Genomic DNA, 24,955 nt, shown 5'->3' on the forward strand with positions numbered 1-24,955 from the left:
TCCGACGATTCCGTCAAAACAGGAACCGCTCTAGCCTAAAGCAGCTTTCAACCGGCGCTGCTCCAGTCCGAGCCCAAGCTCTTGCGCGCGGGCGATGATCGGCGCAAAGCGGCGCTGCTTCTTTTCCTCATGATTGGAAGCAATGTCGGCGATGCGGTGCTTCAGGAACGGGTTGAGAAAACGCTCGCGCACGGAAACCACATAGGCTTCCGCCTCATCGCCAAGCCCATCTGCGGCAAAGACCGGCAGCACTTCCTCGCGCCACAGGGCTTCCAGCTCGCTGCGGATGGTTTCATCCTGCATGGCTTCCAGCACGATTTCGTCTTTCGGGCGATTGCCCTTCAGCCAGCGTTCGGCAATGAAACTATGGCCGAGATTGAGCAGATAAAGCTTCAGCCGCTCATAGCGCGCCAGATCGTCGGTGACGACGATATCCTTGTGGCGGCATGGCAGTGTCAGGTCCTGCGCCTGTTCGATAGCCCAGATCGCATAGGGTTCGGCGATTGCGCCAACCGGCTCAATCGCTTCGGAGACGATGCGGTCCACCAGACTATTTGCAAAGATGCAGCGCGTTTCCAGCCATTCGACAAAGCCGTTGGGCAGCTTCCAGTCCTGCGCCAGCTTGATCAGGATGCCGCGCAGCTTGTCACCGTTGCGGGAAATCAGCTCGCAGGGGAAAATCGAGAGCGGTGCGTCCGGGTTGTTCTGCCAGCGGTTGTGCAGAAGCACGAGCAGCTTGGCGGGAAAGCTTTTCGGCAAGGTCTGCGGATTGGCGATGAGCGATGCGTCGTCGCTTGCATCCAGCTCATAACCCTTGTCGCCGGTGTTCGAGAGGATCACCTGAACTGTCGCGCCGAGATCGAGAATCTCAGCCCAGTCGTTATGCGCGGAATAGGCGGCGGTTACGCCCTTGGCGGTGTGTTCCGTTTCCGAAGGCTTGCCATCGACCAGACCGCGGATCACGACGGGGTAGCCGTTGCCCTCGTTCAGCGCTGCAATGCGCTGCGCGCTTTGCGGATTGGAGGTGGTCTGCACCACCGCAATCGTGCCGATAGCATCTCCTGTCGCCAGCGCTTCGGCGACGAAGAAATCGGCATGGGCGAGCAGAAAACGGCTGGTGCCGAACTGAAGAATCGCTGGCTTGTTTTGCATGGAATGCTCCCGAATTAGCCGGCACAACTAAGCGAACTGCGCTAAATTGGTCAAGCCAATAGGCTTTCGGTTGCGGAAATAGCGACGGATTTTTCTACAAGGCTGCGCGATTTGCCGCATTTTTGTACCGATTCAGGCATATTGCGCTTCCCGCCCGCTGGAACTATGGTAAGGCCAATTTGGGAGTGATGATGAGCGACTTTGCGGCCACAGCGGAACCCCGCAGGCTTTACCAGCAGATTGCCGACCGGGTGAGAAGTCTCATTCGGGCCGGTCAGTTTCCGGTGGGAAGCAGGCTTCCGGCTGAGCGCGAGCTTGCCCAGCAGCTGGGCGTGTCGCGCCCGTCCCTCCGCGAAGCGCTGATCGCACTCGAAATTGCCGGCAATGTCGAAATCCGTATGGGCTCCGGCATTTATGTCAGCGCCGAGCCGGAAAAGCGCGTTGTGACGCAAGGCCTATCCATCGGCGAAAGCCCGCTTGAAATCATGCAGGCGCGCGAGCTGATTGAAGGCAGCGTGGCGGTGATGGCCTGCGCGCGCATGACGCGGGAGACCCTGGCTGCGTTGCGCGCCACGCTCGACGAGATGCGGGGCAATGTGCATGTCGACCGCCGGGCGATGGAACTTGACCGGCAGTTTCACCTGTTGCTGGCCGAACAGGCGGGCAATTCGGTGCTGGTGCGAATTATCCGCGATCTCTTCGACGAGCGGCATAGCCCGCTGACGTCGCAGATCAGGACGCGGTTTGAGAATAACGATACCTGGGTTCTGGCTTTGGCGGAACACGAAATCATCTATGCGGCGCTGGAGGCGAGGGATCCGCTTCAGGCGCAGGCAGCCATGCGAACGCATCTGGAGCAATCCAAACAGCGTTGGATGGATAACGAGCCGCGTGACAGATCATTCGCGGCGACATGAATTGGGAGTGAGGTCAGACCCATGAATATTTCCGTTTCCCCGACTGCAACGCCGGTCATCCTGCTGCATCCGTCCGACGATGTCGCGGTGGCGCGCATTTCCGTTCGCGCTGGCGACCCCATCGGTCTGGAAGGCATCCATGCCCGTGAGCTGATCGGACGCGGCCACAAGGTTGCCATTCGCGCCATTCCCGAAGGCAAGGAAGTTCTGAAATACGGACAGGTCATCGGCGTCGCCACCAAGGACATCGCGCCCGGCGAGCATGTGCATCTGCAAAACCTCGCCATGCTGCCCTCCGAGCATGAACACCAGTTCTCCATCGATATCGAAGAACGCGGCATGTTGCCGGAAGCCGAACGCCGCCAATTCATGGGCTATGATCGCGGCGCTGGCGGTGTCGGCACGCGCAACTATATCGGCGTCATCTCCTCGGTGAACTGCTCGGCCACCGTGTCGCGCTATATTGCCGACTATTTCAACCGCATGGGTGGTCTTGACGGTTTCGACAATGTCGATGGCGTCGTCGCGCTGACCCATGGCAGCGGCTGCGCGCTCAACACCAAGTCGGAAGGCTATCGCCTGTTGACGCGCACGATTCAGGGCTATGCCAAGCACCCGAATTTCGGCGGCATATTGCTGATCGGCCTTGGCTGCGAAACCAACCAGATCGCGCCGATCCTCGAACATTACCGCATGGAAGAAGGCTCGCGCCTGCGCACCATGACGATCCAGCAGCACGGTGGCACACGCAAGACCATCGATCATGCGATTGCCGAGATCAAGGAAATGCTGCCGCTGGTCAATTCGGCGGTGCGCACCAAACAGCCGTTGTCGAAGCTGAAAGTGGCGCTGGAATGCGGCGGCTCGGATGGTTATTCCGGCATTTCGGCCAATCCGGCGCTGGGCTATGCCTCTGACCTGATCGTGCGCAATGGCGGCACGACCGTTCTGGCGGAAACGCCGGAAATCTATGGCGCAGAGCATCTTTTGACGCGCCGCGCCGTGACGCCTGCGGTGGCGGAAAAGCTGCTGCAGCGCATCGACTGGTGGCGCGATTATACCGCGCGCAACGGCGACGAACTCAACAATAATCCGTCGCATGGCAACAAGCTTGGCGGCCTCACGACCATTCTGGAAAAGTCGCTTGGCGCGGTCGCCAAGGGCGGTTCCATGCCGCTCAAGGCCGTCTATGAATTTGCCGAAACGGTCACCGAGCCGGGCTTCGTCTTCATGGATACGCCGGGCTATGATCCCGTTGCCGTGACTGGTCAGGTCGCGGGCGGGTGCAATGTCATCTGCTTCACCACGGGCCGTGGTTCGGTTTCCGGCTTCAAGCCAGCCCCTTGCATCAAGATCGCCACGAATTCCGAAATGTACGAGCACATGAAGGAAGACATGGACATCAATTGCGGCGGCATCGTCACCGGCGAGGAGACCATCGAGGAATCCGGCACGCGCATCTTCGAATATATCATCGCAGCCGCCTCGGGCGAAAAGACGCTGAGCGAAATCTACGACTATGGCGATAATGAATTCGTGCCATGGCAGGTCGGCGCCGTCACCTGATCCGCATCTTTCAATCTGTAACCGACAGGAATATCCGATGGTCAAAGCTCTGCGTATCGAGAGCGAAAACGTTACCCGCTTCGCCGAAATCGACGAAGCGCCGCTGCTCCCCGGCCATGTGCGCGTCAGGGTGCGCCATGTCGGCCTGTGCGGCAGCGATCTGAACACCTTCAAGGGTCTTAATCCGCTGGTGCAGCTGCCGCGCATTCCGGGGCATGAAATCGGCGGCGAAATCATCGAGGCTGGTGCGGGCGTCGATGCGGCTTATGCTGCGGGCAAACGCGTCATCGTGCTGCCCTATACGAATTGCGGCGAATGCTCGTCCTGCCGCAAGGGGCGTCTCAATGCGTGCCGCTACAACAAGACGCTCGGCGTGCAGCAGAATGGCGGTCTGGCCGACCAGATCGTGCTGCCTGCCGAAAAGCTGATCCTCAACGATACGCTGGAACCGCGCCATCTGGCGCTGGTCGAGCCGCTTTCGGTCGGCTTCCATGCCGTGGCGCGTGGTCGCGTCGAGGCGGGCGATACGGTCGCGGTGCTCGGCTGCGGCATGATCGGCATGGGCGTGCTGATTGGCGCTGTTGCGCGGGGCGCGAAGGTTATCGCCATCGATCCGAGTGCGGAAAAGCGCGAGCTGGCGCTGCAATTTGGCGCAACGCATGTTCTGGAGAGCGGCGAAGATGTCGTGCAAAAGGTCATGGAACTGACCGGAGACGACGGCGTGGATGTCGCTTTCGAAGCGGTTGGCCTACCAATCACCTTCACGCAGGCGGTCGACCTTGCCTGCTTTGCGGGACGCGTGGTCTATGTCGGCTATTCGAAAGCGCCGGTGACCTACCAGACCCAGTTCTTCAACCTGAAGGAACTGGACATTATGGGGTCGCGCAATGCGACGCTGACCGATTTCGAGGCGGTGGTCGCGCATCTGGAAAAGCTGGGCGCTGACGCCGACAAGCTGATCTCAAAGGTGTTTCCATTCGAGGAAGCCGAACAGGCGCTGCCCTATTGGGACGGCGACCGCAATGTGCTGAAAATCGTGATCGAGCGGGCATAATAAGCCGCATTTTCGAGACAAGGGGGAGCTGTTTGGCTCCCTTTTTTTTGCTTAGAGCGGTTCCGTGTTAACAGGACCGCTCTATGCTTCGCGTGCAGGATCAGGCAAGGGGATGAAAATGACGGCAACGATCAATCCGTTCGAAGGCGATCAGGATCGCGCGCAAATCTGGGACATGCTGGTGCGGCGTGACATAGAGGCTTTCGTCCATCAGGACTGGGCATTGGTAGCCGATGATTTCGACGAAATGCGCTTTATTGGCATTCATGCGCATCATGAAGCTGATCCCGATAAATGGGATGCTGGATTTCCAACATTGGCGGACTATCGCGAGGAGTGGCTGCGGCAGGCGGCGGAAAGCGCCGCGACGGAATATGCCGAATCTCTTTCAGAGGGCATTTTTCGCGCCACTGATCTCAGCGTTATTGACATTAAGGGCGATGTCGCAGTTGCGCGGAAAAAATTTTACGGCACCATCGGGAAAAAAGATGGGTCGGTGGATCGCCTCAACTGGCAGACGCTTTATTTCTGCCGTCGCGACGAAGCGCGCTGGAAAATTACAGGCTTCGTTGGCTATATGAGATATCGCTAAAAACAGCAGATTCACGCCGTTTGGGATTCAAATGAGGGCTGTTTGCACCTATTTTCATGTATAGACGAATACATACCGATTAATAGTATAATCATACTGTTTTTCTAGAGTTATAGCTATTCCATATTCAATCTATAATCATGAGCCGGATGTCGCAGCTGATGGCATATTTGTCGCACGCCGTTCGTGCAATTGAGTGGTGGGGGACTACTATTGTCCTCATGCTGGCCGACTTCGACCTACTTCAATAATGCCCCGGCCAGCCTGCATATTTCGTCGCGCAACCTTTCAAAAAATCATTAAAGGGGATGGGTGCGCTTGGATGAATTCACGGCTGTGGGTGGACATGTCGGGAAATGACCTATATAGAATCAGACAATCTTTCACTAATCATTCCGTGCGAACCGTTCTCGGTTTGCAGATTGTGTGCGCGCGGTTTGCGCTGGAATGAAGTTATATCAATCTTGAAAAGGAGATTAAGTCCGCCAGCACAGCGGGGTTAAACTTAATGCATGGTATTTTATACGAGGATGAAAGTATGAAGTCGCCAGCTAAGACAAAGATAAGCTTGAATGGCGTGTTTAAAGTCTTCGGCGACGACCCGAAGCGTGCGATGGAAGCGTTGCGCGCGGGTAAGTCAAAAGCGCAGATTTACGGTGATCTCGGGGCCACAATAGGCGTCGATGATGCCAGTTTCGATATTTATGAAGGCGAAGTATTCGTCATCATGGGTCTGTCCGGTTCGGGCAAATCGACCCTCCTGCGCCTGCTCAATCGGCTTATTGAACCGACCGCCGGTTCCATCGAAGTGGAAGGCCGCGATATCGTCAAAATGACGAAGCGCGAGCTGATCGATCTTCGCCGCCGCGACATGAGCATGGTTTTCCAGTCATTCGCGCTGTTGCCCAATCGTTCGGTGCTGAACAACGCCGCCTTCGGCCTGGAAGTGGCCGGAATGGGCGAGGCCGAGCGTCACGCCAAGGCGCTGACCGCGCTTGCAGCCGTCGGGCTCGAACCCTATGCCAACAGCATGCCGGACCAGCTTTCCGGTGGCATGAAGCAGCGCGTGGGTCTCGCGCGGGCGCTGGCCAGCGAGCCGACCATCCTTTTGATGGATGAAGCCTTTTCGGCGCTCGATCCGCTGATCCGCACGGAAATGCAGGATGAGTTGAAGCGCCTTCAGGCCCAGCATAGCCGCACCATCATCTTCGTCAGCCACGACCTTGATGAAGCGATGCGCATCGGCGACCGTATCTGCATCATGCAGCATGGCAAGGTCGTGCAGGTTGGCACGCCGAACGAGATCGTCTCGGAGCCTGCCAATGATTATGTCCGCTCCTTCTTCCGCAATGTGGATGTGTCGCGGGTCTTCAAGGCCGCCGATGTCGCCCGTGAGGATGAGCTGATCGTGTTCGAACCCGAACAGCTTGCCACCGCGCTGGAGCGCTTTGACGCCAGCGGCAAGACCTTTGGCGTACTCGTCGATGCCGACCGCACCTATCGCGGTCTCGTCAGTCGCGATGCGTTGGCCAAAGGCGCTGTCGTCGAGGCAGGAACGCGGCTGGACGATGTGGCCGCCATCGAGGCGGAAGCGCCACTGTCGGGGCTCCTGACGCAGGTAGCCGCCAGCCCATGGCCGATGCCCGTCACCGACCGGCAGAACCGATATGTCGGCGCGATCAGCAAGTCGGCATTGCTTGAAACGCTGGGTCGTGCGGGCTGATTGCCCGCCGCCAAATTTTTCTCGCATTTAGCCCAGTCCAGAAATACGGAAATGGACGGTAAAACATGGATTTGAATTTCAGTGTTGGTGGTGCGGCTGATGTGGTGGTCAATTATATTCTCGACCACTTCACGCCTGCACTCGACATAATCGCAGCGACAATCGGTTTCGTGACCGATGGTATTCAAAACGCTCTCATCGCTATTCCGCCTGTCGCCGGTGTGGCCATTCTCACCTTGCTCGCGCTGTGGCGCGTCGGCTGGAAGTTTGCGATTTTCACGCTTCTTGCGTTGGCGCTGATCATCCACATGGAATTGTGGAGCGGCACCATGGAAAGCCTGTCGCTGGTGCTGGCATCGACCGTTATCGCGATGGTGATCGGTATCCCGCTTGGTATCGCCATGGCGCGCAGCGACATGGTGGCGTCGATTGTGCGTCCGGTGCTTGACCTGATGCAGACAATGCCAGCCTTCGTCTATCTCATTCCGGCGGCGATGTTCTTCGGCCTTGGTGCCGTACCTGGCACAATTGCGACGGTGATCTTCGCCATGCCGCCAGTGGTGCGCCTGACCAATCTCGGCATTCGGCAGGTCCATTCGGAGTTCGTCGAGGCGGGACTGGCCTTCGGCTGCACGTCGCGACAGCTTCTGTTCAAGGTGCAGCTGCCAAACGCCATGCCGTCGATCATGGCCGGTGTGAACCAGACGATCATGCTGTCCCTGTCGATGGTGGTCATCGCGTCGATGATCGGCGCGGGCGGTCTCGGCAACACGGTTCTGACCGGCATTCAGCGCCTCAATGTGGGGCTCGGCTTCGAAGGCGGGCTGGCCGTGGTCATTCTGGCGGTCATTCTCGACCGGATTACCCAGAGTTTTGGCAAGGGAAATGGCGCGGGCTTCTTCAAGCGGCTGGCATCGTTGAGAAAGGCGGCGGACACCCAATCCGCCTCATCCTTTCGCAAGCAGGAAGCATGAGACAACAAGAAACAATAACGGGAACTGAATCCAATCGAAAAGGAGTAGGCATGTTGAAGAAACTTGCAGGTTTCGGTCTGGCTGCAGTGGTGGCGGGTACCATGACAATGGGCGCTGCCTTTGCGCAGGACGGTAAGACGGTAAAGATCGGCTGGGCCCCGTGGTCCGATGCCGAATTCGTCACCAAACTGGCGAAGAAGCTGATCGAGGACAATCTCGGCCAGAAGGTCGAACTGGTGCAGACCGATGTTGCGCCGCTTTATCAGGGGGTCAGCCGTGGCGATATCGACGCCATGATGATGGCCTGGTTGCCGGAAACCCACGCCGATTATTACAAGCGCGTCGAGGGCAAGGTCGAAGATCTCGGACCGCTTTATGAAGGCGCAAAGCTTGGCTGGATCGTGCCGGATTATATTCCGGAAAGCGAAATCAGCTCCATTGCCGACCTGAAGAAGCCGGAAGTGAAGGAAAAGCTGAAAGGCGAAATTCAGGGTATCGATCCGGGCGCCGGTCTGACGCGTCTGTCGCAAGAAGCGATCAAGAAATACGGGCTTGATTACAAGCTCAATATTTCGAGCGAAGCGGCCATGCTCACAACCGTTGACCGTGCGACGCGTTCCAATGGCTGGTTCGTGGCGACCTCATGGAGCCCGCACTGGATGTTCGGCAAGTACAAGCTGCGCTATATCGCCGATCCGGAAGGCGCGCTGGGCGGTGCTGAACACATCAATGCCATTGCGCGCAAGGGCTTCAAGGAAGACAATCCGAAAGTTGCTGCGCTGCTGACCAAATTCAGCATTCCGATCAGCGAACTTGAAGCTGCGATGTTCGATGCGCAGGAAACCTCCTACGAGAAGGCCGTCGATAAATATATCGCCGACCATCCGGACCGCATCAAGGAATGGCTTGCCGAATAATCGGCGTCCAGCCTTAATGAGAAAGCCGCCTTTCGAGGCGGCTTTCTTTTTAGCCCCTGCGGGCGATCAGGATACCGGCAATGACGATTGCGCCGCCAAGACCCTGCATGAGGCCGAGCGGTTCGGACAAAATTGTCCAGGCGAGGATCGACGCCACGACCGGTTGAAGCAGCAGGGTAAGCGACGAGAATGAAGCGGGCAAAAATGCCAGCGCATAGGCGATCATGCTTTGCCCGGCGGCGTGGGTGAACCATGCAAGGCCAGCCAGTACAAGCCATCCGTAAAGCGTGGTGGGCATGATCTGCCCTTCCGCGAAATAGGCCACCGGTAGCGAAACAATCGCGGCAATAGCGCTGCTCCAGAGCATGATGCGCATGGTCGAAAACTGGTTGCGCAGGCGTCCGACCGCCAGAATGTAGCCGGCATAGAACACAGCCGCGAGCAGCGCGAGCGCATCGCCGGACGATTGCGAATGCAGGAGTTCGCCCGGTCCGCCTTTCAGCACGACCACGCCCAGAATGGCGACAACCAGTCCGATGATAAAGGACGGGTTGACACGCGCCTTGTAGAGCAACCATGCGGCGAGCGTGACGAAGATCGGCGCCATATTGGCGAGAAGCGTCGCATTGGCGACCGAAGTATAATGCAGCGATAAATGCCATGCGCCGAGATCGGCAGCGATGAACAGGCCCGGCACAGCCAGCAACAGGCAGTCCGTGAGCGTGTGGCGCTTGTTATCCTTGATGTCGCTGCGGTCGCGTCCGCTCATCAGCATCAGCGGGATCACCGCCAGCGCCACGCGCCAGAAACCGGTTGCAAGCGGGCCGACTTCCGACAGACGGACGAAAATAGGCGAACTGGCAATAGCAAAACCACCGGCCACCAAAATGGGCATTGCCCAACGCTGGCCGAAGGACTGGGCGCTGGAAGGAGTTGGGCCCGCTACGGGACTTTCTGGAGCTGTCGTCTGCGACATTATCAAACTCGGATTATATTCGGGCGAAACCGGCGTTGCAGAGGGAAATCAGCATATTTTTTCTGCAACACATGTTCTGAAACCGTCTGTCATGTCGCAAAACAATCGAATTATAGAAATTCTTGGCTGCGTACATGACCGACGCCGGGATGCTTATTCCTGTTTGAAGACAGCGTCCAGAAGAAAGAGTGCGGCTATGACGGCTTTATGGTCGCTGTTGTCAAAATGCTTTCAGCAGGACGGCGGGCAACAAAAAAAGCGCCCCACAGGGCGCTTTCCTTTGTCCGATCTACAGCTCGTTACCGGTAGGGCGAAACGCACTGTTTACGCGGGCCGCTGTTTGGCTGGAACGTATTATCGGAAACGCGATAGCTGCGATAACGGTTCTGGCACCAGCGCACGTGGTTGTTGCTATACACAACACGCGGCTGGTTCAGTGCGCCACCGACAACGGCACCCGCAGTGAAGGCTGCGAGCGGATACCACCAGCCGTCGCTGTGGCGGCGATAACCGTTGCGATAGTAGCGCGAGCCATGATGACCATGCCAGTAGCCGGGACGGTTCGAAGGACGGTAGGAATTGTGCGGCGGGCGACCGGGGCGATGCGCATTGCTCGGTGGGCGTCCCGGTCTGTTGGCATGATGCGGCGGACGACCTGGCCGGTGCGCATTGCTGGGCGGGCGGCCCGGTCTGTTGACATGAGCGCGCGGCGGACGGCGATCGTCGCGAACCTGCTCGACGTTCTGATTGAGAGCAGGACGCTCAAGATTCATCGGCGCAGCCATGCTGGGAACAATGGATGATATACCAAAGACCAGCGCCAAGGTCCCCGCGCACGCCTTTTTCAAGATGTTCATGTGCAACCCTCCGTATGGAATGACACACTTAAACGCCTGAAAACACAATTGGTTCCGTTTCCAGACGGTGATCGGGTCAGAATTTGATCGGTGGATTGTGAAATCTATTCGGTGCCGATGCGCAGGATCTTGTCCACGAGTGCCGAGGCCAGATTGAGCGCGCTGCCGGTCGCGGTCACGATCTGCGGCAGGATCATCCATTCCAGCATCCATGCCGCGCCCGAGCGTTCCTGTTCATGCACCATGGAGTGATGCAGGCCGGAAAGCTGAACCGCGTTGAAACGGGCAAGGCTGACCAGCACTTCAGCGCCGACCGGGTTTTGCTTGTGCGGCATGGCCGACGAGCCGCCGCCACCCGATAGCGAAAGCTCCGCGCCAAGTTCGGCCATCAGCGCAATGTCCTGCCCGAATTTGCCAAGCGTGCCGGTAACCAGCGACAGAAGGCTGCCGAATTCGGCGATGAAAGCGCGCTGGCTTTGCCATTGCGGGCGGTCATGCAGGCCGAGTTTTTGCGCCAGAAGGGCGCGTAGCGCAGGGCCTTTTTCACCGAATTTCTCCAGCGTTCCGGCAGCTCCGCCGAATTGCAGCGGGAACGAAAGCGCGGCAAGCTTCCGGTCATAATCGGCGAGCGGCGCCCGCCAGCTCGTGATCCGGTCGGAAACCGTGACGGGAATGGCCGCCTGCATCCGCGTATAGGCGGTGAGGCCGTTTTTGCCGAAGGTCGCGTCCAGCCATTTGAAGCGGTCGGACAGATGTTGCAGCCGACCGCGCAGAATTGTGCTTGCCTCCTGAAGCCGCAGCATCAGGCTTGTGTCGATGACGTCTTGGCTGGTAGCTCCGAAATGCAGCTGTGCAGCGAATTCCGGGCCTGTTGCCTTGCGCAGTTCCTTCACGAGCGCCGGGATGATCACGCCATCCCGTGCGGTCCCGCTTTCAAGAACGGACAGGTCCGGTTCGAAAGTCTCGGCTGCAAGCCTGATCGCATGGGCAGCTTCAACGGGGATAATCCCCAGCGAAGCCTGGGCATCCGACAAAGCCAGTTCGAAACGGATCATTCCGGCGATATCAGCCGCAGCCGTGAAGAGACTTAAAATCTCTTCGTCATCGCCGAAAAGCCCGGCCAGAAACGGATGCTCGAAGACCGAAATGCTCATGGGTCAAATATCGAAAAAGACGGTTTCTTTTTCGCCCTGCAAGTGAATGTCGAAAGTATAGATGTCACCTTCGCGCTGGCCGATCAAGGTTTGGACGCGTGCGCGATGCTCGACACGCGCGAGCACCGGATCTTCCGCATTGGCGTCGGCTTCATCGGAGAAATACATGCGCGTCTGCAAGCCGAGATTGATGCCGCGCGCAACGATCCAGAAGGTGATATGCGGCGCCATCAGCCGTCCATCCCGGAAGGGAACGCGACCGGGCTTGATCGTCTCGAAGGTGAACTCGCCCGTTTCCATGTGGCTTGGGCAGCGGCCCCAGCCACGGAAATTGGGATCGGCCTTGCCGCCCGTTTCCGAAGGGCTGTTGTAGAGCCCTTTGGCGTCGGCCTGCCAGATTTCCACCAGCGCATCGCGCAGCGGCGCGCCCATGCCGTCGATCACGCGACCCTTGATGGTCACGCGCTCGCCCAGCGTCTTGTCGTTGGTGAGCGGGCCCGAGCCGAGATCTTCCGCAAAAACGCCATGGATGCCGACGAAATTCGGCGTCAATCCGATATGGACGTAAGGGCCTGCGGTCTGCGATGCGCTTTCCTTGAGATAACCCAGCGGCTGTACCATATCAGTTGCCCTCCGGCCGGTTTTCAAAGAAAGTCGAGCGGCGTCCGCGCAACACAATATCAAATTTGTAGGCCAGCATGTCCATCGGCAGGGCCGCATTCATGTCGAGTGGTGCGACGAGGCGTTCGATGGCGCTCTTGTCGGGAATGGTCTTCACAATCGGGCAGCGCCAGATCAGCGGATCGCCTTCGAAATACATCTGGGTGATCAGACGCTGCGAGAAGCCGTGGCCGAAGATCGAGAAATGGATATGCGCCGGGCGCCAGTCATTGACGCCGTTTGGCCAGGGATAGGCGCCGGGCTGAATCGTCTTGAACCAGTAATAGCCGTTCTCGTCGGTGATGGTGCGACCAACCCCGCCGAAATTCGGATCGATGGCGGCGAGATAGGTTTCTTTCTTGTGGCGGTAGCGACCGCCGGCATTGGCCTGCCAGAATTCGACAAGGGCGCCGGGAACCGGGCGATTGCTTTCGTCAAGCACGCGACCATGCACCAGAATGCGCGGGCCGACCGGCATTTCGCCAGGGCGCGCATAATTGCGTATCAGGTCGTTATCGAGTTCGTTCAACATGCCATGGCCGAAAACCGGGCCGGTGATCTCGCTCTTGGTGCCTTCCAGCGACAGCAGTGCGCGGGTGGGCGAACGCAGAACGGAGGTCTTGTACCACGGCGTATAGGCCGGTGGATGCATGGCGAGATCGCGAGCGAAAAAGGGGGTCGTTTCCGGCGGTGTGTTTTTCATTTCTCGGCTTCCTCCGCTTCCATCTGCGCGTAGGTCTGTTTGGCGATCTTGAATGCGTGGTTCGATGCAGGCACGCCCGCATAAATCGCAACATGCAGCAGAGCTTCGCAGATGTCTTCCTTGGTCGCGCCGGTATTCTTCGTGGCGCGGATATGCATCGCAACTTCATCGTCCTGACCGAGTGCGGCCAGAAGCGCAATCGTCACCATGGAGCGCTCGCGCTTGGTCCATTGCGGACGCGACCAGACCGTTCCCCATGCCGTTTCGGTGATAAGCTCCTGGAACGGCGCATCGAGACCCGTGGCGCTATTCGATGCCCGGTCCACATGCGCGTCGCCCAGAACCGAGCGACGGACGCTCATTCCAAGCTTGTAACGCTCGGAGCGCTCGGCAGTGTCACCCATGCTATTCTCCCTGGAAGCTTAATTTGAAAGGCGGGTTGAAAGAAAATCGCGCAACAGCGAGACATAGGCGTCTGGCTGTTCCACGCAGGGTATGTGGCCGCTATGCGCGATTTCAGCGAAAGTCGCACCGGGCACGAGGCTTGCCAGTTCCTTGACGAGGGCTGGCGGCGTCGAACCATCCTGATCACCGACGATACAAAGCACGGGCACGGAAATCGCCTTCGCCGTTTGCGTGAAATCCGCATCGCGCAAAGCCGCGCAGGTGGCCGCATAGCCATCGAGCGGCTGGCGGACGAACATGTTGCAATAGGCGCGGAATGCGTCATTGTCCGGCTTCCGGAAATCGTCGGTGAACCAGCGCGGCATGGTGCCGTCGAGAATGCTGGCCAGACCGTTTTGCGTAATGGCGTCGATGCGGGCGTTCCACATATCCGCCGTTCCGATCTTGTGCGCGGTGTTGGAGAGGATCAGGCCCACGACGAGATCTGGGCGGGCGGCATAAACACCCTGCGCAATCAGACCGCCGACCGAAAGACCGCACAGAACCACGCGGCGGATCGACAGTTTTTCCAGTAGCGCGATCAGATCCTGCGCCAGAAGTGCGATGGTGTAAGGGGTGTTGCCAATATCGGAAAGGCCGTGTCCGCGTTTGTCGTAAACCAGTGTCGGGAGATCGTTGCCGAGCTTTGCCCGAACATCATCCCAGATGCGCATGTCGGTTCCCAGCGAATTGATGAAAACCAGAACAGGCTTTTCATCTCCGCGCCACTGCAAATCATAGTGAAGCACGACGTCATTTACCTTGGCGAATTGCACGGCTTTCTCCTCTTGATCAGCAGTGTTGCGCTTTCCAATTGGTTAAGTAAAATGATATTATCAGTCAAACTCATAACTTATAGGTTATTGAACAGGTGATCGGGAACAGGATCAAATTTCGCCATCTGCACACCTTCGTTGAAGTGGCGCGGCAGAAGAGTGTGGTCAAGGCGTCCGAGATTTTGAATATCAGCCAGCCCGCCGTCACCAAGACAATCCGCGAACTGGAGGAGGTGCTGGGTGTCCCGGTTCTGGAGCGTGACGGTCGCGGCATTCGCCTGACGCGTTTTGGCGAGGTATTTTTGCGCCATGCGGGCACGGCGCTGACGGCCTTGCGGCAGGGGCTGGATTCCGTTTCGCATGAGTTGGACGGTTCCGGCCCACCCATCCGCATCGGCGCTTTGCCGACAGTTTCCACCCGCATCATGCCCGAAGCCATGAGCCTGTTTCTGGCGGAAAAGGCGGGGAGCCGGGTCAAGATTGTCACGGGCGAGAATGCCGTTCTGCTGGAGCAATTGCGCGTGGGCGATCTTGACCTCGTTGTCGGGCGTCTGGCCGCGCCGGAAAAGATGACCGGCTTTTCCTTCGAGCATCTCTATTCCGAACAGGTGCGGTTTCTGGTCCGGGCAGGGCATCCGCTGACCGACGGGCGACCGGTTTTCGATCATCTGGCGGATTATCCGGTGCTGATGCCGACGCAAAATTCGATCATCCGTCCGTTCGTGGAGCGGCTTTTGATCGCCAACGGCATCGGCGCGCTGCCCATTCAGGTGGAAACCGTATCGGATGCCTTCGGGCGCGCTTTCGTTCGCGACAGCGATGCGATCTGGATCATTTCCGAAGGTGTGGCGGCGCGCGATGTGGCGGAAGGCAAACTGGTCATGCTGCCGATCGATACCAGCGAGACCACCGGCCCGGTGGGCCTGACAATGCGGACGGATACGGCGAGCTCCGGGGCGCTGCAAATGCTCATCCAGATCTTGCGCGATGTCTCCGGCGCGTCTCTGTCCCGCTCTGCTACAGGCAGGCTGTAATAACGTCAGTGATGCAATAGCTCGCCCAGAAACTTGCGCGTGCGTTCGGGCATTTATCGGGCTCAGCGGCTCGACGCGGCAAATTTACGTTCCAGATGCGCGCCAAAAATCGTCAGCGGGCAGCACATCAGGAAATAGAGCGCGCCAACAATGCCGAAGACGGTGAGCGGTTCGAAAATCTGGTTGGAAATGATGTTTCCGGCCCGCGTCAGCTCGGTAAAGCCGACGATGGAGGCAAGCGAGGTTCCCTTGATCAGCTGCACCAGAAAGCCGATGGTCGCAGGCAGTGAAATGCGGATGGCCTGCGGCAGGATCACGTATTTCATGCGCCAGAAATAGCGAAGGCTGAGCGCCTTCGCAGCTTCCGTCTGGCCCTTGGGAATGGCTTCAATCGAGCCGCGCCAGATTTCGCCAAGATAAGCGCTGGCATGCAGCGTCAGGCCAATGGCGACGGCCAGCCACGCATCGAGTTTCAGGCCGATGAGCGCGAGGCCGTAATAGACCACAAAGAGCTGCATCAAAAGCGGCGTGCCCTGAAAAACCGCGATATAGCCGGCGGTCAGTCGCTCCAGCAGCGGAAAGCCCGATGTGCGCAGCAAGGCGATGCCGAGGCCAGCCGTGCAGCCGCAGACGAAGCCAACGGCGGAAAGCGCGACTGTCCACTTCAATCCGATCAGCAGGAAGACGAATTCATCGTGGCCCATGGGAAACCTCCTACTTGACCGGATAGGCGAAATAGCGCGCCGAGATGAAGGAGAAGAGGCGCATCATGACCCAGGAAATCACCAGATAGAACGCCGTAACGGTGAAATAGACCTCGAAGCTGCGGAAGCTGTCGGATTCGATGCGCTGGGCAACCGAAGTCAGCTCATAGGCCGAGATTGCCGAGGCAATGCTAGTCGTTAGCGTCAACAGGATGAACTGGCTTGTCAGCGACGGGAAGATCGCCCGCAGGGCCGGTTTCAGCACGATGAGCCGGAAGACCTGCGCCTTGTGCAGGCCAAGCGCGATACCGGCTTCGATCTGGCCTTTCGGAATGGATTGAACGCCGCCGCGGATGATTTCGATGGCATAGGCCCCGCCATTGATCCCGAGCGCGATGATGGCGGTCGGCGTCGGATCGAGCCGGACACCGGCAAGCGGCAATGCGAAATAGATGAAGAAGATCTGGACGAGAAATGGCGTGTTGCGGATCAGTTCGACAAAACCGATGACCAGCCAGCGCAGAAACCAGTAGCGCGAGCCGCGCAGCAGGACGCCGCCAATACCGATGACGATTGCCAGCAACATGCCGAATATGGCCAGGGTAAAGGTGCCCAGACAGGCAAGCAGCAGGTTGGGAAGGCCATCGATGACCGGCGTGAAATCCAGGGTGTAATTCATCGTTCGCTCTGTCTGTTTTTCAAGGCGCGGCGAGATCGCCGTTGCTCTCTTTGCTGCAATTGACCGGCGGATGACCAGAGCCTGTCGGTCAGTCCCTGTCGACCATTTTTGCCATGGCTTGCACAGCCAGCTCATAACCATCCGCGCCGAAGCCGATCAGAATCCCGGTCACGACACGCGAAATGAGCGAATTGTGGTAGATGCTCTCGCGGGCATGGACGTTGGAAATATGCAGCTCGATCTTCGGGCCGTCGAACATTTTCAGCGCATCGAGCAGGGCGACTGACGTGAATGTATAGCCCGCCGGATTGACGATGATGCCGCAGGCTTCTCTGCGCGCCTGATGCACGCTTTCCACCAGCTCGCCCTCAAAATTGGTCTGGCGAAAATCGACCGTAAATCCCAGCGTTTCGGCCACTTTTATCGACCGTTCGCGAATATCGGCAAGCGTCGTGGTGCCATAGACCGCCGGCTCGCGCTCGCCGAGCAGATTGAGATTGGGGCCGTTCAAGATGAAGATTGTTCTGGACATGGTGCTTCCCGTAACGGCGGGCAGGCCGTTTTACGACAGGAGGAAACGGTTGCAGACGCTGGCATTTTTGGATCGGATTGGCGCCCCCCGGCTCCAATCCAAATCTTGTTTTTATGCATTTGAACGCAAAGCGACTTCGCGCTTTTGCCGGGAATGCTTCTTAGCCAGCGTCTGCAATCAGGAATGCGGAATGATCAGTTGGCAGTGAAGGAAACGCCTTCCAGCTTTTCCGGGAATTCCGGAACCGGCACTTTCATCCACTTGTCGTAAATTTTCTTCAGCTCGCCATTGTCCTTGATCTTGTCGATGAAGCTGTTGATGGCGGCGTTGATTTCCTTTTCGCCCAGACGCGTGCAGGCGCCGTTATAGAGCTTCTGGAATTCGAGCTTGTTTTCGAATTCGCCCGGACGGGCTTTTTCGACGCGGTCCATATAGAAGATGTTTCCGCCCAAGGCCTGCGCCTGACCCGAAGCCAGAGCCTGAACGCTCGGCGCATCGCCGTCATAGCGGCGGATGGTGGCGCTGGCTGGCGCGTTCTTGGTCACCTGGGTGTCCTGCGCTGCGCCCTTCGCAACGGCGATGGTGAGATTGGCCATGTCTTCATTGGTCTTGATCGACATGGATTTCGGGCCGATCAGCACAATGGCGTTGGCTACATAGGGCTTGCTGAATTGTACGGCCTTGGCGCGCTCCGGCAGCATGGCCATGGTTGCGAAAAGCACATCGACGCGACCGGTGGTCAGGGCTGGAATGCGGTTGTTGACTTCAAGCGGTACGAATTCGACCGGCACGCCCAGTTCCTTGCCGAACAGATTGGCGATATCGGCGTCAAGACCGTCCTGCTGGCCGCCGCTCGTCACGAAACCCCATGGCGGGTTGTCGCCCTGAATACCGACGATCAGCTTGCCGCGCGCCTTGATTTCCTCGGGCGTAATCGCGGATGCGGGCTTGGTCATCCCGGCAGCGGCAACCAGCGCCGCCGCGCCCAGCATCACATTGCGACGTGTCAGCATCGATTTAAACATTCGTTCCTCCTCCCAAAAACTGGCGCTCTATCGATCCTCTCCCGTGGATCAGATGGCCGTATGAGTATATGTTTGGCAGATGATGCTTGGCAAATCAACCGAGTTTACCGAAATCATATGAGATTTTGTATTTTGCATAAAACGTATTTTCACGCCCCGCGCCCGCGCAGGTGTGATCGAGCGGATGACGGTTTAGACGATGCGTCCGCTTTTGAGGATATGCTCTACGCCGCTCTGGATATGGCGGCGTATGACGGCTTGCGCGCCGTCGACATCTCGCGCAACGGCCAGTTCAAACAGCAATTTGTGGTCGTCGACCACAGGGCGTCCGCGAAATGTCTGCGCAAGCATGTGATAGCGCAGAAAGCGGTCGAACACCGAGGATAGTGTGGTCAGCAGCGTTTGCGAATTGCACGCCGACACGATGGCCTGGTGAAACTCCCAGTCGTAACGAACCCAGTCGATGGTGCGCGATGCATCGCCCGCGAGCAAAACCTTTTCAGCAGCCGCGAGTTTGTGGTGGGCGGCGACGATACGCCCCTCCCATTCAAGATCGCCCACCGCGAAGGATAGCCCAATGGCGTGGGTTTCGAGAACCGCGCGCAGATCGGCCAGTTCCTCAAGCTCCTTGCGGGACGCTGGGCTGACTTCAAAGCCGCGCTGCCCCTCGGCCACGACCAGATTTTCGGTCGTCAGTCGGTTGAGGATTTCGCGCAGCGACGAAACGCTGATCGAATAGCGCTCTTTCGCCTGTTCCAGCTTTATCTTGGCCCGCGGCGGCAATGTCCCGGAGATGATGTCCTTGCGGATTTGCCGGAAAACGACATCGCTGACGGTTTCGGTGGATGCACTGTCTTCCCGCAGCATGGTGTTTCCTTTTCCGTGGCGGACATGTTCGACGCAGTGGTCATCAGGGTAGGGTGCCGCCGGCCAGCGCATGTTGGACGCCGCCATCTATGTGCTTGATAAGAATGGCTTTTGCCTCGGTCGCATTGCGCGCCAGCGCGGCATCGAGCAATTGCTTATGTTCCTTTTCGGCGACGTCGCCGCGATAGGACAGCGCAACCATCTGATAGCGCAGATATTTATCGAAAACGGTGGCATGGGTTTCCATCAGCAACCGGGAGCCGCAGGCGGAAATCAGCGCCTGATGAAACTCCCAGTCGTAACGCTTCCATTCTTCCGCCCGGCTGGTGTCTCCTGACGCCATGATCTGCTCCATTCGCGCCAGCTTGTAGTGCGCGGAGACCAACTGCGCCTCCCAGTCCATGCCCCCGAAAGCGAAGGACTGTTCGAGCGCGTGGGTTTCCAGCAGGAGACGCAACGCGGCGATTTCCTTGAGGTCGGCATCCGACATGGGGGCGACTTCGAAGCCGCGCTGGCCCTCGGCGACGACAAAGCCTTCCGACGATAGCCGGTTCAGAATCTCGCGTAGCGTGCTGACGCTGGTGTCGTAGGAATCCTTCAGGCTTTCCAGTCGCAACCGCTGCGCAGGCGCCAGCCGCCCAAAGATAATATCGGTCCGAATGCGGCGATAGCAGCTTTCAGCAATGGACTCATTGGAGGATTCGTAACGCATTAAAGGATATCTCAGATATTCGGTACTTTATCATACATGTCTCGCACTGCGGTTACAATCTGATATACCGCATCGATGCAAGGTTCGAGCATTTCTCGGATGATTTGTGGATCGTCCATTGAGGCGAGCTTTACCGGCGTTCGGGAAATCCGCCCCGTGGAGCGACAGGGACGAACAGATCGTTTGATATGTCATGGTCCGTAGCTGGCAATCGCTGGCGTCTCTTCTTTATCTTAGGCGTTGATGCTACGACTTCTGCCGATCTTCATCCCGTTCCCGGCAGAAATGACATGACTTCACAAATACCTCTTTGTAAACCGCGTGGCCGCGATCTTGGCATCCCCTTCACCGGGCGCACTGGGCCTCACAATGCGATCACCGATGTTGATGGCGTCGGCGTTGGCTTTCAGACGATCATCGAGAACGAGCCGCGTCCCGGTCGCAAGCGTCCCGTTCGCAGCGGGGTGACCGCCATTCTGCCGCATATGCAGTCGGAAACGCCCGTTCCGGTCTATGCCGGTGTGCATCGTTTCAACGGCAATGGCGAAATGACCGGCACGCACTGGATCGCGGATGGCGGTTATTTTCTGGGACCCGTCGTCATTACCAATACGCATGGCATCGGCATGGCGCATCACGCCACCACCCGCTGGATGGTGGACCGCTATGCCTCGACCTACCAGACTGACGATTTTCTCTGGATCATGCCGGTTATTGCGGAGACCTATGACGGCGTCCTGAACGACATCAACTGCTTTCCGGTCACGGAAGCCGATGTGCGCAAGGCGCTCGACAGCGTCGCTTCCGGCCCTGTACAGGAAGGCAATTGCGGCGGCGGCACGGGCATGATCACCTATGGTTTCAAGGGTGGGACGGGCACGTCATCGCGCGTCGTGGAATTCGGCGGCCGCAGTTTTACGATTGGCGCGCTGGTGCAAGCCAATCATGGTCAGCGCGACTGGCTGACGATTGCCGGTGTTCCGGTTGGCCAGCATATGCGCGACGGCACCCCACAAAGCCAGTTGCAGGAACGCGGTTCCATCATCGTGGTCCTGGCGACTGACCTGCCTTTGATGCCGCATCAGTTGCAGCGGCTGGCGCGCCGCGCTGCTATTGGGATCGGTCGCAACGGCACACCGGGCGGCAACAATTCGGGCGATATTTTCCTGGCCTTCTCAACGGCCAATCAGCGCCCGATGCAACATCGCTCTGAGCCCTTCCTCCAGATGCAAGTGGTCAATGACGAGCCGCTCGATCCCTTCTATCTCGCTGCGGTCGACGGCGTAGAGGAGGCAGTGGTCAATGCCATGCTGGCAGCAGAAGATATGGGCGGGACTTCCTATGACCGCCTGCGTGTTCAGGCCATTGATCACGACAGGCTGCGTGAAGTACTGGCCAGTTATGGACGGCTGTCTGCATAGAGACTGTTTATTGGGAAAAGCAGCGACAGATGCGGGTTCTGTCGCTGCTCCCCTTTGTGATGTCATTTCGACTGGAGGTCAGATCATCACAAGCTGGTGGTGCTGGTGAATGCCATGAGAGCCATTAGAACGACCGCTGGAAGCGCACGGTTCCTCCCCAGGCATCGTTGACAGTGGTGCTGCGATTTGAGGCTTCATAACGCTTCCAGTCGCCGCCGAATTTGGTGTAGTTGACTTCTGGCGTGATGGTGAAGCCGGGCACGATTTGGTAGGCGATATTGGCGGCAGCAGCCGTCTTGCCCCAATCGTCATGCGCGCCCTGCAGATTGAACGCCACATTGTCGGTTGCCTTGAACTTCAGCCCGCCCCAGACAGCCCAGTCGCCACCCCACTGCCCGTACATCTGGTCCGGGTCGTCTTCCGAAGCATAACCACCCTGTAGCCAAAGCGAGAAACGGTCGGTCAGATTGACGTCGCCGCGGACCTTGGCGGCCCATTCTTCGATAACGGAATCATACGCAACCACGCCCGCGATCGAGCCCCAGCCGCCTGCATATTTCAGGCCGCCGACGACATGCGGTATATAGCCGTCAATGATATAATGGTGGCCAGCAGGGTTTCTGTAACCGTTATCGTTGTCGCCGCCTTGCTCAAGAGCGATTACCGCTGAAAAGCCGCTGTTGCTTGCGAATGTGTAGGAGATTTTGCCTGTGCGATACGCGCCGGGAGAAACCACATCGTCGTTGATGACGTCGCCAAGATAGCCCGTGAAGGTGTGGAATTCCGACTCGTCGAGGCCGACCTTGAAGCCACCCAATTCGATATAGGCGAATTGAAGGACAACGTCCGAGCCGGCGCCACCGCGAACACGTTCACCATTGGGTTTCTTGCTGCCGCCGTAATCACCTTCACTGCGTGAGTTATCCGCCCAGTAGTTAAAACGGGTTTCGGTGAAAGTCCGCAATGTACCCAGTTCCGTTTCGGAAGCGGTCGAGGTGCGAAGAGCAAAACGCGCGCCCTTGTCCCAGCCTTCGCGATCAACGCCGGTATAGACATTGTCGCCGCCGTTCACATCGTAGCGCAGATAACCGTGAATGCGCAGGCACGTTTCGGTGCCGGGAATGTAAAAATAGCCGGCGCCATAGGCGTCGCAAACGCGCACATATTCAACGGCTTCCGGATCCGGTGCGACGATTGTGTCGGCAGCGTAAGATGAAAAAGACATCATCGTTGCTGCCGAAGAGATCAGAACGGTCTTCATTTTCATAAGAGTTGCCTCGATTCAGCGTGAACTTTTGATAGCCCATCTATATCGCGACAAAACTTAAGTCTCAACGATAGTTAAAGTAATTAAGGTTGATATTGCACGCATGTTGCATAAGAGATACCAATTTATATAATATATATTGATTTATATTTTTAATTTTATAAGAATAGATGTTCATTTTCATGAAATTTAACTATGAAATAATTGCATAACTAATTGTGTTTTTCTCATGTTTTTTCAAAAAGTTGCGATTTTGCGAATTCAATTGATAGTATAATCATGCATTTCAAAATGAGAGGCTTAATCGTTCTTTTGGGGCGAGTGATTGGAAAAGAAGTTTGTCGATGACGATTGATGCAGAAAAATTGATTTTATTGCGCGACTTGATGGCGAATATACTTGTCTCCGCAAAAATATGGCGGTCGCTGGCCAATGAGGCATTACTCGATCTTGGACTGGATTCCGGGATCGCGGCCTGTCTGTTCTGGATCGCGCATGTGGGCGATGGGGCCAAGCAAATCGATATCGCGACGGAAATGGGGCTGACGGCTGCTTCGCTGGTGCGGATGATTGATGCGCTTGAAGCGCTTCAGCTCGCACGCCGCGAGGTGGATGAGAACAACCGTCGGGCCAATCGGATCAGACTGACCGATGAGGGACGTCGTGTCGTTTCCATCATGCAGACTATTCTGGACAGTGTGCACCAGAATTTGTTCAGGGAATTTGAAAATTCCGATATCACCACGGCCAATAATCTTTTGCGGCGCGTCATCAGTGAAAGAGCCTGATCCGCTGGCGCGTCGGGCAGCCGCCAACAGCTAAACGCAATCCCGGTCACAAAGATTTGGCAGCCGCATTTCGGCAGTTGCTTTCAGTCTCATATGCTGGTTCAGCCGATGCTGGCATTGAAAAGATTGCCCGCAGTTTTAGATTTCTTGTGGATTTTTCCATTCCGACACTTGATCATGCGGCACCATTCGGCCGTTTCAGAGGTCACATTCAATCCACGAGAAAACGCAAGGTTCCCTGAATGCGCTTTAAACGTCTCGTCGTCACGATCGCAGTCCTCATCGCTGTGATCGTGTGCGGATATTTTTACTGGCGCAGTCAATCGTCGTCACAGTCACCATCAATGATGACCGCGACAGTGACGCGCAGTGACATCGAGGTGACGGTGCTTGCCACGGGAACGGTCAAGCCGGTTCGTCTGGTTGCAGTCGGCGCACAGGCGTCGGGCCGCATCACTTCGGTGAAAGTAAAGCTGGGGCAGACCGTCAAGGCGAATGATCTGATTGCCGAGATCGACTCCACGACGCAGAAAAACAATCTGCGGACGGCGGAGGCGTCGCTTGCCAATATGCACGCGCAGCTCAAGGAAAAGCAGGCGACGCTGGTGCTGAACGAGCAAACCCTGTCGCGCCAGAAAGCCATGCTCGCCAAACATGCCGTTTCGCAGGCCGAGTACGACAAGGCCGCCGCCGATCTGAATGTCACGCAGGCGCAGATTGAATCGCTCAAGGCGCAGATCAAGGCCGCTGGGGTTGCCGTCGAGACTGCAAGAGCCAATCTCGGCTATACGCAGATCACTGCGCCAATTGAGGGGACGGTGCTGTCCATCGTCAGCCAGGAAGGCCAGACGGTCAACGCAACGCAATCCGCACCGACCATCGTCATTCTCGGTCAGCTTGACCGGATGACGGTTTATACGGAAATTTCCGAGGCCGATATCGTCCGGGTCAAACCCGGTCTGCCGCTCTATTTCACCGTGCTCGGTGATCAGGATCGTCGCTATGAAGCGAGCTTGGAATCGGTGGAGCCAGCACCAGAATCCATCAAGAGCGACAGCAGCTTCAGTTCCTCAAGCACGAGCTCTTCTTCTTCGGGCAGTTCCTCGTCGGAAGCGATCTATTATAACGGCCTTTTCACCATCCCAAACGAAGACGGGCATTTGCGCACTTATATGACCGCGGAAGTCCATATCGTTCTCGGGCAGGAGAAGAATGTCCTGACCATTCCGTCCTCTGCCTTGGGCGCGCCCGATGCTGATGGGCGCTATACGGTGCGCGTGGTCGATGACAAGGGCGAGATCACACGCAAGAAGATTGAAATCGGCCTGAACAATAAGGTGATGGTTCAGGTGAAATCCGGTCTGGACGAGGGCGAACGCGTCATTAGCGGCGAATTGGCGGCAGGTGCGGCGGCGAGTGCTCCACGGGCCGGTCGTCGTGGCCCGCCGATGGGCTTCTGAT

The 24,955-nt window shown here is 57.6% G+C and carries 26 protein-coding genes; 11 read left to right on the forward strand and 15 right to left on the reverse strand.

What is annotated here, in order from left to right:
- Nucleotides 1-30 precede the first annotated feature (30 nt).
- The gene (locus tag JAU75_RS10105; protein WP_199056399.1) at nucleotides 31-1,152 is read right to left on the reverse strand and encodes a mannitol dehydrogenase family protein; all 1,122 of its coding nucleotides are present in this window, start codon (nucleotides 1,150-1,152) and stop codon (nucleotides 31-33) included.
- Nucleotides 1,153-1,343: 191 nt separating this feature from the next.
- On the opposite strand from JAU75_RS10105, the gene JAU75_RS10110 reads away from it, so the two are divergent.
- The 7 genes from JAU75_RS10110 (at nucleotide 1,344) to JAU75_RS10140 (ending at nucleotide 8,895) form a co-directional block, all read left to right on the forward strand.
- Nucleotides 1,344-2,069: a FadR/GntR family transcriptional regulator gene (locus JAU75_RS10110; protein WP_199056400.1), complete on the forward strand. Its 726-nt coding sequence runs from the start codon at nucleotides 1,344-1,346 to the stop codon at nucleotides 2,067-2,069.
- 21 nt (nucleotides 2,070-2,090) lie between these two features.
- The gene (locus tag JAU75_RS10115) at nucleotides 2,091-3,635 is read left to right on the forward strand and encodes an altronate dehydratase family protein (RefSeq protein ID WP_199056401.1); all 1,545 of its coding nucleotides are present in this window, start codon (nucleotides 2,091-2,093) and stop codon (nucleotides 3,633-3,635) included.
- A 37-nt stretch (nucleotides 3,636-3,672) separates the two neighbouring features.
- Nucleotides 3,673-4,689, forward strand: coding sequence for a zinc-binding alcohol dehydrogenase family protein (locus tag JAU75_RS10120; RefSeq protein ID WP_199056402.1), 1,017 nt, complete (start codon nucleotides 3,673-3,675; stop codon nucleotides 4,687-4,689).
- Between the two features lie 118 nt (nucleotides 4,690-4,807).
- Nucleotides 4,808-5,281 carry a hypothetical protein gene (locus JAU75_RS10125; RefSeq protein ID WP_199056403.1) on the forward strand — a complete coding sequence of 158 codons (474 nt, stop codon included), beginning with the start codon at nucleotides 4,808-4,810 and terminating at the stop codon, nucleotides 5,279-5,281.
- A gap of 538 nt (nucleotides 5,282-5,819) precedes the next feature.
- Nucleotides 5,820-7,004, forward strand: coding sequence for a glycine betaine/L-proline ABC transporter ATP-binding protein ProV (gene proV, locus JAU75_RS10130; protein ID WP_199056404.1), 1,185 nt, complete (start codon nucleotides 5,820-5,822; stop codon nucleotides 7,002-7,004).
- 65 nt (nucleotides 7,005-7,069) lie between these two features.
- Nucleotides 7,070-7,978: a proline/glycine betaine ABC transporter permease gene (locus JAU75_RS10135; protein ID WP_199056405.1), complete on the forward strand. Its 909-nt coding sequence runs from the start codon at nucleotides 7,070-7,072 to the stop codon at nucleotides 7,976-7,978.
- Nucleotides 7,979-8,028: 50 nt separating this feature from the next.
- Nucleotides 8,029-8,895 carry a glycine betaine ABC transporter substrate-binding protein gene (locus JAU75_RS10140; RefSeq protein WP_199056406.1) on the forward strand — a complete coding sequence of 289 codons (867 nt, stop codon included), beginning with the start codon at nucleotides 8,029-8,031 and terminating at the stop codon, nucleotides 8,893-8,895.
- 49 nt (nucleotides 8,896-8,944) lie between these two features.
- On the opposite strand, the gene JAU75_RS10145 is transcribed toward JAU75_RS10140, so the two are convergent.
- The 7 genes from JAU75_RS10145 to pcaD form a co-directional block, all read right to left on the reverse strand.
- Nucleotides 8,945-9,871, reverse strand: coding sequence for a DMT family transporter (locus JAU75_RS10145; protein WP_199056407.1), 927 nt, complete (start codon nucleotides 9,869-9,871; stop codon nucleotides 8,945-8,947).
- A 299-nt stretch (nucleotides 9,872-10,170) separates the two neighbouring features.
- Nucleotides 10,171-10,728 carry a BA14K family protein gene (locus JAU75_RS10150; protein WP_199056408.1) on the reverse strand — a complete coding sequence of 186 codons (558 nt, stop codon included), beginning with the start codon at nucleotides 10,726-10,728 and terminating at the stop codon, nucleotides 10,171-10,173.
- Nucleotides 10,729-10,832: 104 nt separating this feature from the next.
- A complete protein-coding gene (locus JAU75_RS10155) occupies nucleotides 10,833-11,882 on the reverse strand; it encodes a 3-carboxy-cis,cis-muconate cycloisomerase (RefSeq protein WP_199056409.1) in 1,050 nt (349 codons plus the stop codon).
- A gap of 3 nt (nucleotides 11,883-11,885) precedes the next feature.
- On the reverse strand, nucleotides 11,886-12,503 hold the full coding sequence (gene pcaG, locus JAU75_RS10160; RefSeq protein WP_199056410.1) for a protocatechuate 3,4-dioxygenase subunit alpha: 618 nt from the start codon (nucleotides 12,501-12,503) through the stop codon (nucleotides 11,886-11,888).
- Between the two features lies 1 nt (nucleotide 12,504).
- Complete coding sequence (pcaH, locus tag JAU75_RS10165; RefSeq protein ID WP_199056411.1) at nucleotides 12,505-13,245, reverse strand: protocatechuate 3,4-dioxygenase subunit beta; 741 nt, start codon at nucleotides 13,243-13,245, stop codon at nucleotides 12,505-12,507.
- Nucleotides 13,242-13,649 (reverse strand): 4-carboxymuconolactone decarboxylase, encoded by a 408-nt coding sequence (pcaC, locus tag JAU75_RS10170; RefSeq protein WP_138784892.1) that lies wholly within the window; start codon nucleotides 13,647-13,649, stop codon nucleotides 13,242-13,244. The genes pcaH and pcaC overlap by 4 nt, the downstream gene beginning before the upstream one ends.
- 18 nt (nucleotides 13,650-13,667) lie before the next feature.
- A complete protein-coding gene (gene pcaD, locus JAU75_RS10175; protein ID WP_199056412.1) occupies nucleotides 13,668-14,465 on the reverse strand; it encodes a 3-oxoadipate enol-lactonase in 798 nt (265 codons plus the stop codon).
- 95 nt (nucleotides 14,466-14,560) lie between these two features.
- On the opposite strand from pcaD, the gene pcaQ reads away from it, so the two are divergent.
- A complete protein-coding gene (gene pcaQ / locus JAU75_RS10180) occupies nucleotides 14,561-15,499 on the forward strand; it encodes a pca operon transcription factor PcaQ (protein ID WP_199056413.1) in 939 nt (312 codons plus the stop codon).
- Between the two features lie 62 nt (nucleotides 15,500-15,561).
- Here pcaQ and JAU75_RS10185 read toward each other — a convergent pair whose 3' ends face one another.
- From JAU75_RS10185 to JAU75_RS10210, 6 genes are all read right to left on the reverse strand, one after another.
- The gene (locus JAU75_RS10185) at nucleotides 15,562-16,203 is read right to left on the reverse strand and encodes an amino acid ABC transporter permease (protein WP_199056414.1); all 642 of its coding nucleotides are present in this window, start codon (nucleotides 16,201-16,203) and stop codon (nucleotides 15,562-15,564) included.
- Between the two features lie 10 nt (nucleotides 16,204-16,213).
- Entirely contained in the window at nucleotides 16,214-16,882 is a 669-nt protein-coding gene (locus JAU75_RS10190; protein WP_140023936.1) for an amino acid ABC transporter permease, read from the reverse strand.
- Nucleotides 16,883-16,970: 88 nt separating this feature from the next.
- A complete protein-coding gene (locus JAU75_RS10195; protein ID WP_199056415.1) occupies nucleotides 16,971-17,414 on the reverse strand; it encodes a type II 3-dehydroquinate dehydratase in 444 nt (147 codons plus the stop codon).
- Between the two features lie 194 nt (nucleotides 17,415-17,608).
- Complete coding sequence (locus JAU75_RS10200; RefSeq protein ID WP_199056416.1) at nucleotides 17,609-18,439, reverse strand: transporter substrate-binding domain-containing protein; 831 nt, start codon at nucleotides 18,437-18,439, stop codon at nucleotides 17,609-17,611.
- A gap of 192 nt (nucleotides 18,440-18,631) precedes the next feature.
- A complete protein-coding gene (locus tag JAU75_RS10205; RefSeq protein WP_199056417.1) occupies nucleotides 18,632-19,306 on the reverse strand; it encodes a GntR family transcriptional regulator in 675 nt (224 codons plus the stop codon).
- 43 nt (nucleotides 19,307-19,349) lie between these two features.
- Nucleotides 19,350-20,018 carry a GntR family transcriptional regulator gene (locus JAU75_RS10210; protein ID WP_199056418.1) on the reverse strand — a complete coding sequence of 223 codons (669 nt, stop codon included), beginning with the start codon at nucleotides 20,016-20,018 and terminating at the stop codon, nucleotides 19,350-19,352.
- 290 nt (nucleotides 20,019-20,308) lie between these two features.
- Between JAU75_RS10210 and JAU75_RS10215 the strand changes: the two genes are divergently transcribed.
- Nucleotides 20,309-21,439, forward strand: a complete 1,131-nt coding sequence (locus tag JAU75_RS10215; protein ID WP_199056419.1) for a P1 family peptidase — start codon at nucleotides 20,309-20,311, stop codon at nucleotides 21,437-21,439.
- A 124-nt stretch (nucleotides 21,440-21,563) separates the two neighbouring features.
- Here the strand turns inward: JAU75_RS10215 and JAU75_RS10220 are convergent, their stop codons facing one another.
- Complete coding sequence (locus JAU75_RS10220; RefSeq protein WP_199056420.1) at nucleotides 21,564-22,706, reverse strand: porin; 1,143 nt, start codon at nucleotides 22,704-22,706, stop codon at nucleotides 21,564-21,566.
- Between the two features lie 344 nt (nucleotides 22,707-23,050).
- On the opposite strand from JAU75_RS10220, the gene JAU75_RS10225 reads away from it, so the two are divergent.
- Together JAU75_RS10225 and JAU75_RS10230 are read left to right on the forward strand one after the other, a co-directional pair.
- Nucleotides 23,051-23,494: a MarR family transcriptional regulator gene (locus tag JAU75_RS10225; RefSeq protein WP_210339261.1), complete on the forward strand. Its 444-nt coding sequence runs from the start codon at nucleotides 23,051-23,053 to the stop codon at nucleotides 23,492-23,494.
- A gap of 242 nt (nucleotides 23,495-23,736) precedes the next feature.
- Nucleotides 23,737-24,954 carry an efflux RND transporter periplasmic adaptor subunit gene (locus JAU75_RS10230; RefSeq protein WP_199056422.1) on the forward strand — a complete coding sequence of 406 codons (1,218 nt, stop codon included), beginning with the start codon at nucleotides 23,737-23,739 and terminating at the stop codon, nucleotides 24,952-24,954.
- Nucleotide 24,955: the final 1 nt, after the last annotated feature.

Origin of the sequence: Ochrobactrum sp. Q0168, assembly GCF_016427605.1 — a bacterium.
GTDB lineage: Bacteria > Pseudomonadota > Alphaproteobacteria > Rhizobiales > Rhizobiaceae > Brucella.

Excerpts from the sequence above, each read along its gene's own strand:
- JAU75_RS10105 (WP_199056399.1), bottom strand. The coding sequence starts at position 1,152 with ATGCAAAACAAGCCAGCGATTCTTCAGTTCGGCACCAGCCGTTTTCTG.
- JAU75_RS10110 (WP_199056400.1), top strand. The coding sequence starts at position 1,344 with ATGAGCGACTTTGCGGCCACAGCGGAACCCCGCAGGCTTTACCAGCAG.
- JAU75_RS10115 (WP_199056401.1), top strand. The coding sequence starts at position 2,091 with ATGAATATTTCCGTTTCCCCGACTGCAACGCCGGTCATCCTGCTGCAT.
- JAU75_RS10120 (WP_199056402.1), top strand. The coding sequence starts at position 3,673 with ATGGTCAAAGCTCTGCGTATCGAGAGCGAAAACGTTACCCGCTTCGCC.
- JAU75_RS10125 (WP_199056403.1), top strand. The coding sequence starts at position 4,808 with ATGACGGCAACGATCAATCCGTTCGAAGGCGATCAGGATCGCGCGCAA.
- proV (WP_199056404.1), top strand. The coding sequence starts at position 5,820 with ATGAAGTCGCCAGCTAAGACAAAGATAAGCTTGAATGGCGTGTTTAAA.
- JAU75_RS10135 (WP_199056405.1), top strand. The coding sequence starts at position 7,070 with ATGGATTTGAATTTCAGTGTTGGTGGTGCGGCTGATGTGGTGGTCAAT.
- JAU75_RS10140 (WP_199056406.1), top strand. The coding sequence starts at position 8,029 with ATGTTGAAGAAACTTGCAGGTTTCGGTCTGGCTGCAGTGGTGGCGGGT.
- JAU75_RS10145 (WP_199056407.1), bottom strand. The coding sequence starts at position 9,871 with ATGTCGCAGACGACAGCTCCAGAAAGTCCCGTAGCGGGCCCAACTCCT.
- JAU75_RS10150 (WP_199056408.1), bottom strand. The coding sequence starts at position 10,728 with ATGAACATCTTGAAAAAGGCGTGCGCGGGGACCTTGGCGCTGGTCTTT.
- JAU75_RS10155 (WP_199056409.1), bottom strand. The coding sequence starts at position 11,882 with ATGAGCATTTCGGTCTTCGAGCATCCGTTTCTGGCCGGGCTTTTCGGC.
- pcaG (WP_199056410.1), bottom strand. The coding sequence starts at position 12,503 with ATGGTACAGCCGCTGGGTTATCTCAAGGAAAGCGCATCGCAGACCGCA.
- pcaH (WP_199056411.1), bottom strand. The coding sequence starts at position 13,245 with ATGAAAAACACACCGCCGGAAACGACCCCCTTTTTCGCTCGCGATCTC.
- pcaC (WP_138784892.1), bottom strand. The coding sequence starts at position 13,649 with ATGGGTGACACTGCCGAGCGCTCCGAGCGTTACAAGCTTGGAATGAGC.
- JAU75_RS10185 (WP_199056414.1), bottom strand. The coding sequence starts at position 16,203 with ATGGGCCACGATGAATTCGTCTTCCTGCTGATCGGATTGAAGTGGACA.
- JAU75_RS10190 (WP_140023936.1), bottom strand. The coding sequence starts at position 16,882 with ATGAATTACACCCTGGATTTCACGCCGGTCATCGATGGCCTTCCCAAC.
- JAU75_RS10195 (WP_199056415.1), bottom strand. The coding sequence starts at position 17,414 with ATGTCCAGAACAATCTTCATCTTGAACGGCCCCAATCTCAATCTGCTC.
- JAU75_RS10200 (WP_199056416.1), bottom strand. The coding sequence starts at position 18,439 with ATGTTTAAATCGATGCTGACACGTCGCAATGTGATGCTGGGCGCGGCG.
- JAU75_RS10205 (WP_199056417.1), bottom strand. The coding sequence starts at position 19,306 with ATGCTGCGGGAAGACAGTGCATCCACCGAAACCGTCAGCGATGTCGTT.
- JAU75_RS10210 (WP_199056418.1), bottom strand. The coding sequence starts at position 20,018 with ATGCGTTACGAATCCTCCAATGAGTCCATTGCTGAAAGCTGCTATCGC.
- JAU75_RS10215 (WP_199056419.1), top strand. The coding sequence starts at position 20,309 with ATGACTTCACAAATACCTCTTTGTAAACCGCGTGGCCGCGATCTTGGC.
- JAU75_RS10220 (WP_199056420.1), bottom strand. The coding sequence starts at position 22,706 with ATGAAAATGAAGACCGTTCTGATCTCTTCGGCAGCAACGATGATGTCT.
- JAU75_RS10225 (WP_210339261.1), top strand. The coding sequence starts at position 23,051 with ATGACGATTGATGCAGAAAAATTGATTTTATTGCGCGACTTGATGGCG.
- JAU75_RS10230 (WP_199056422.1), top strand. The coding sequence starts at position 23,737 with ATGCGCTTTAAACGTCTCGTCGTCACGATCGCAGTCCTCATCGCTGTG.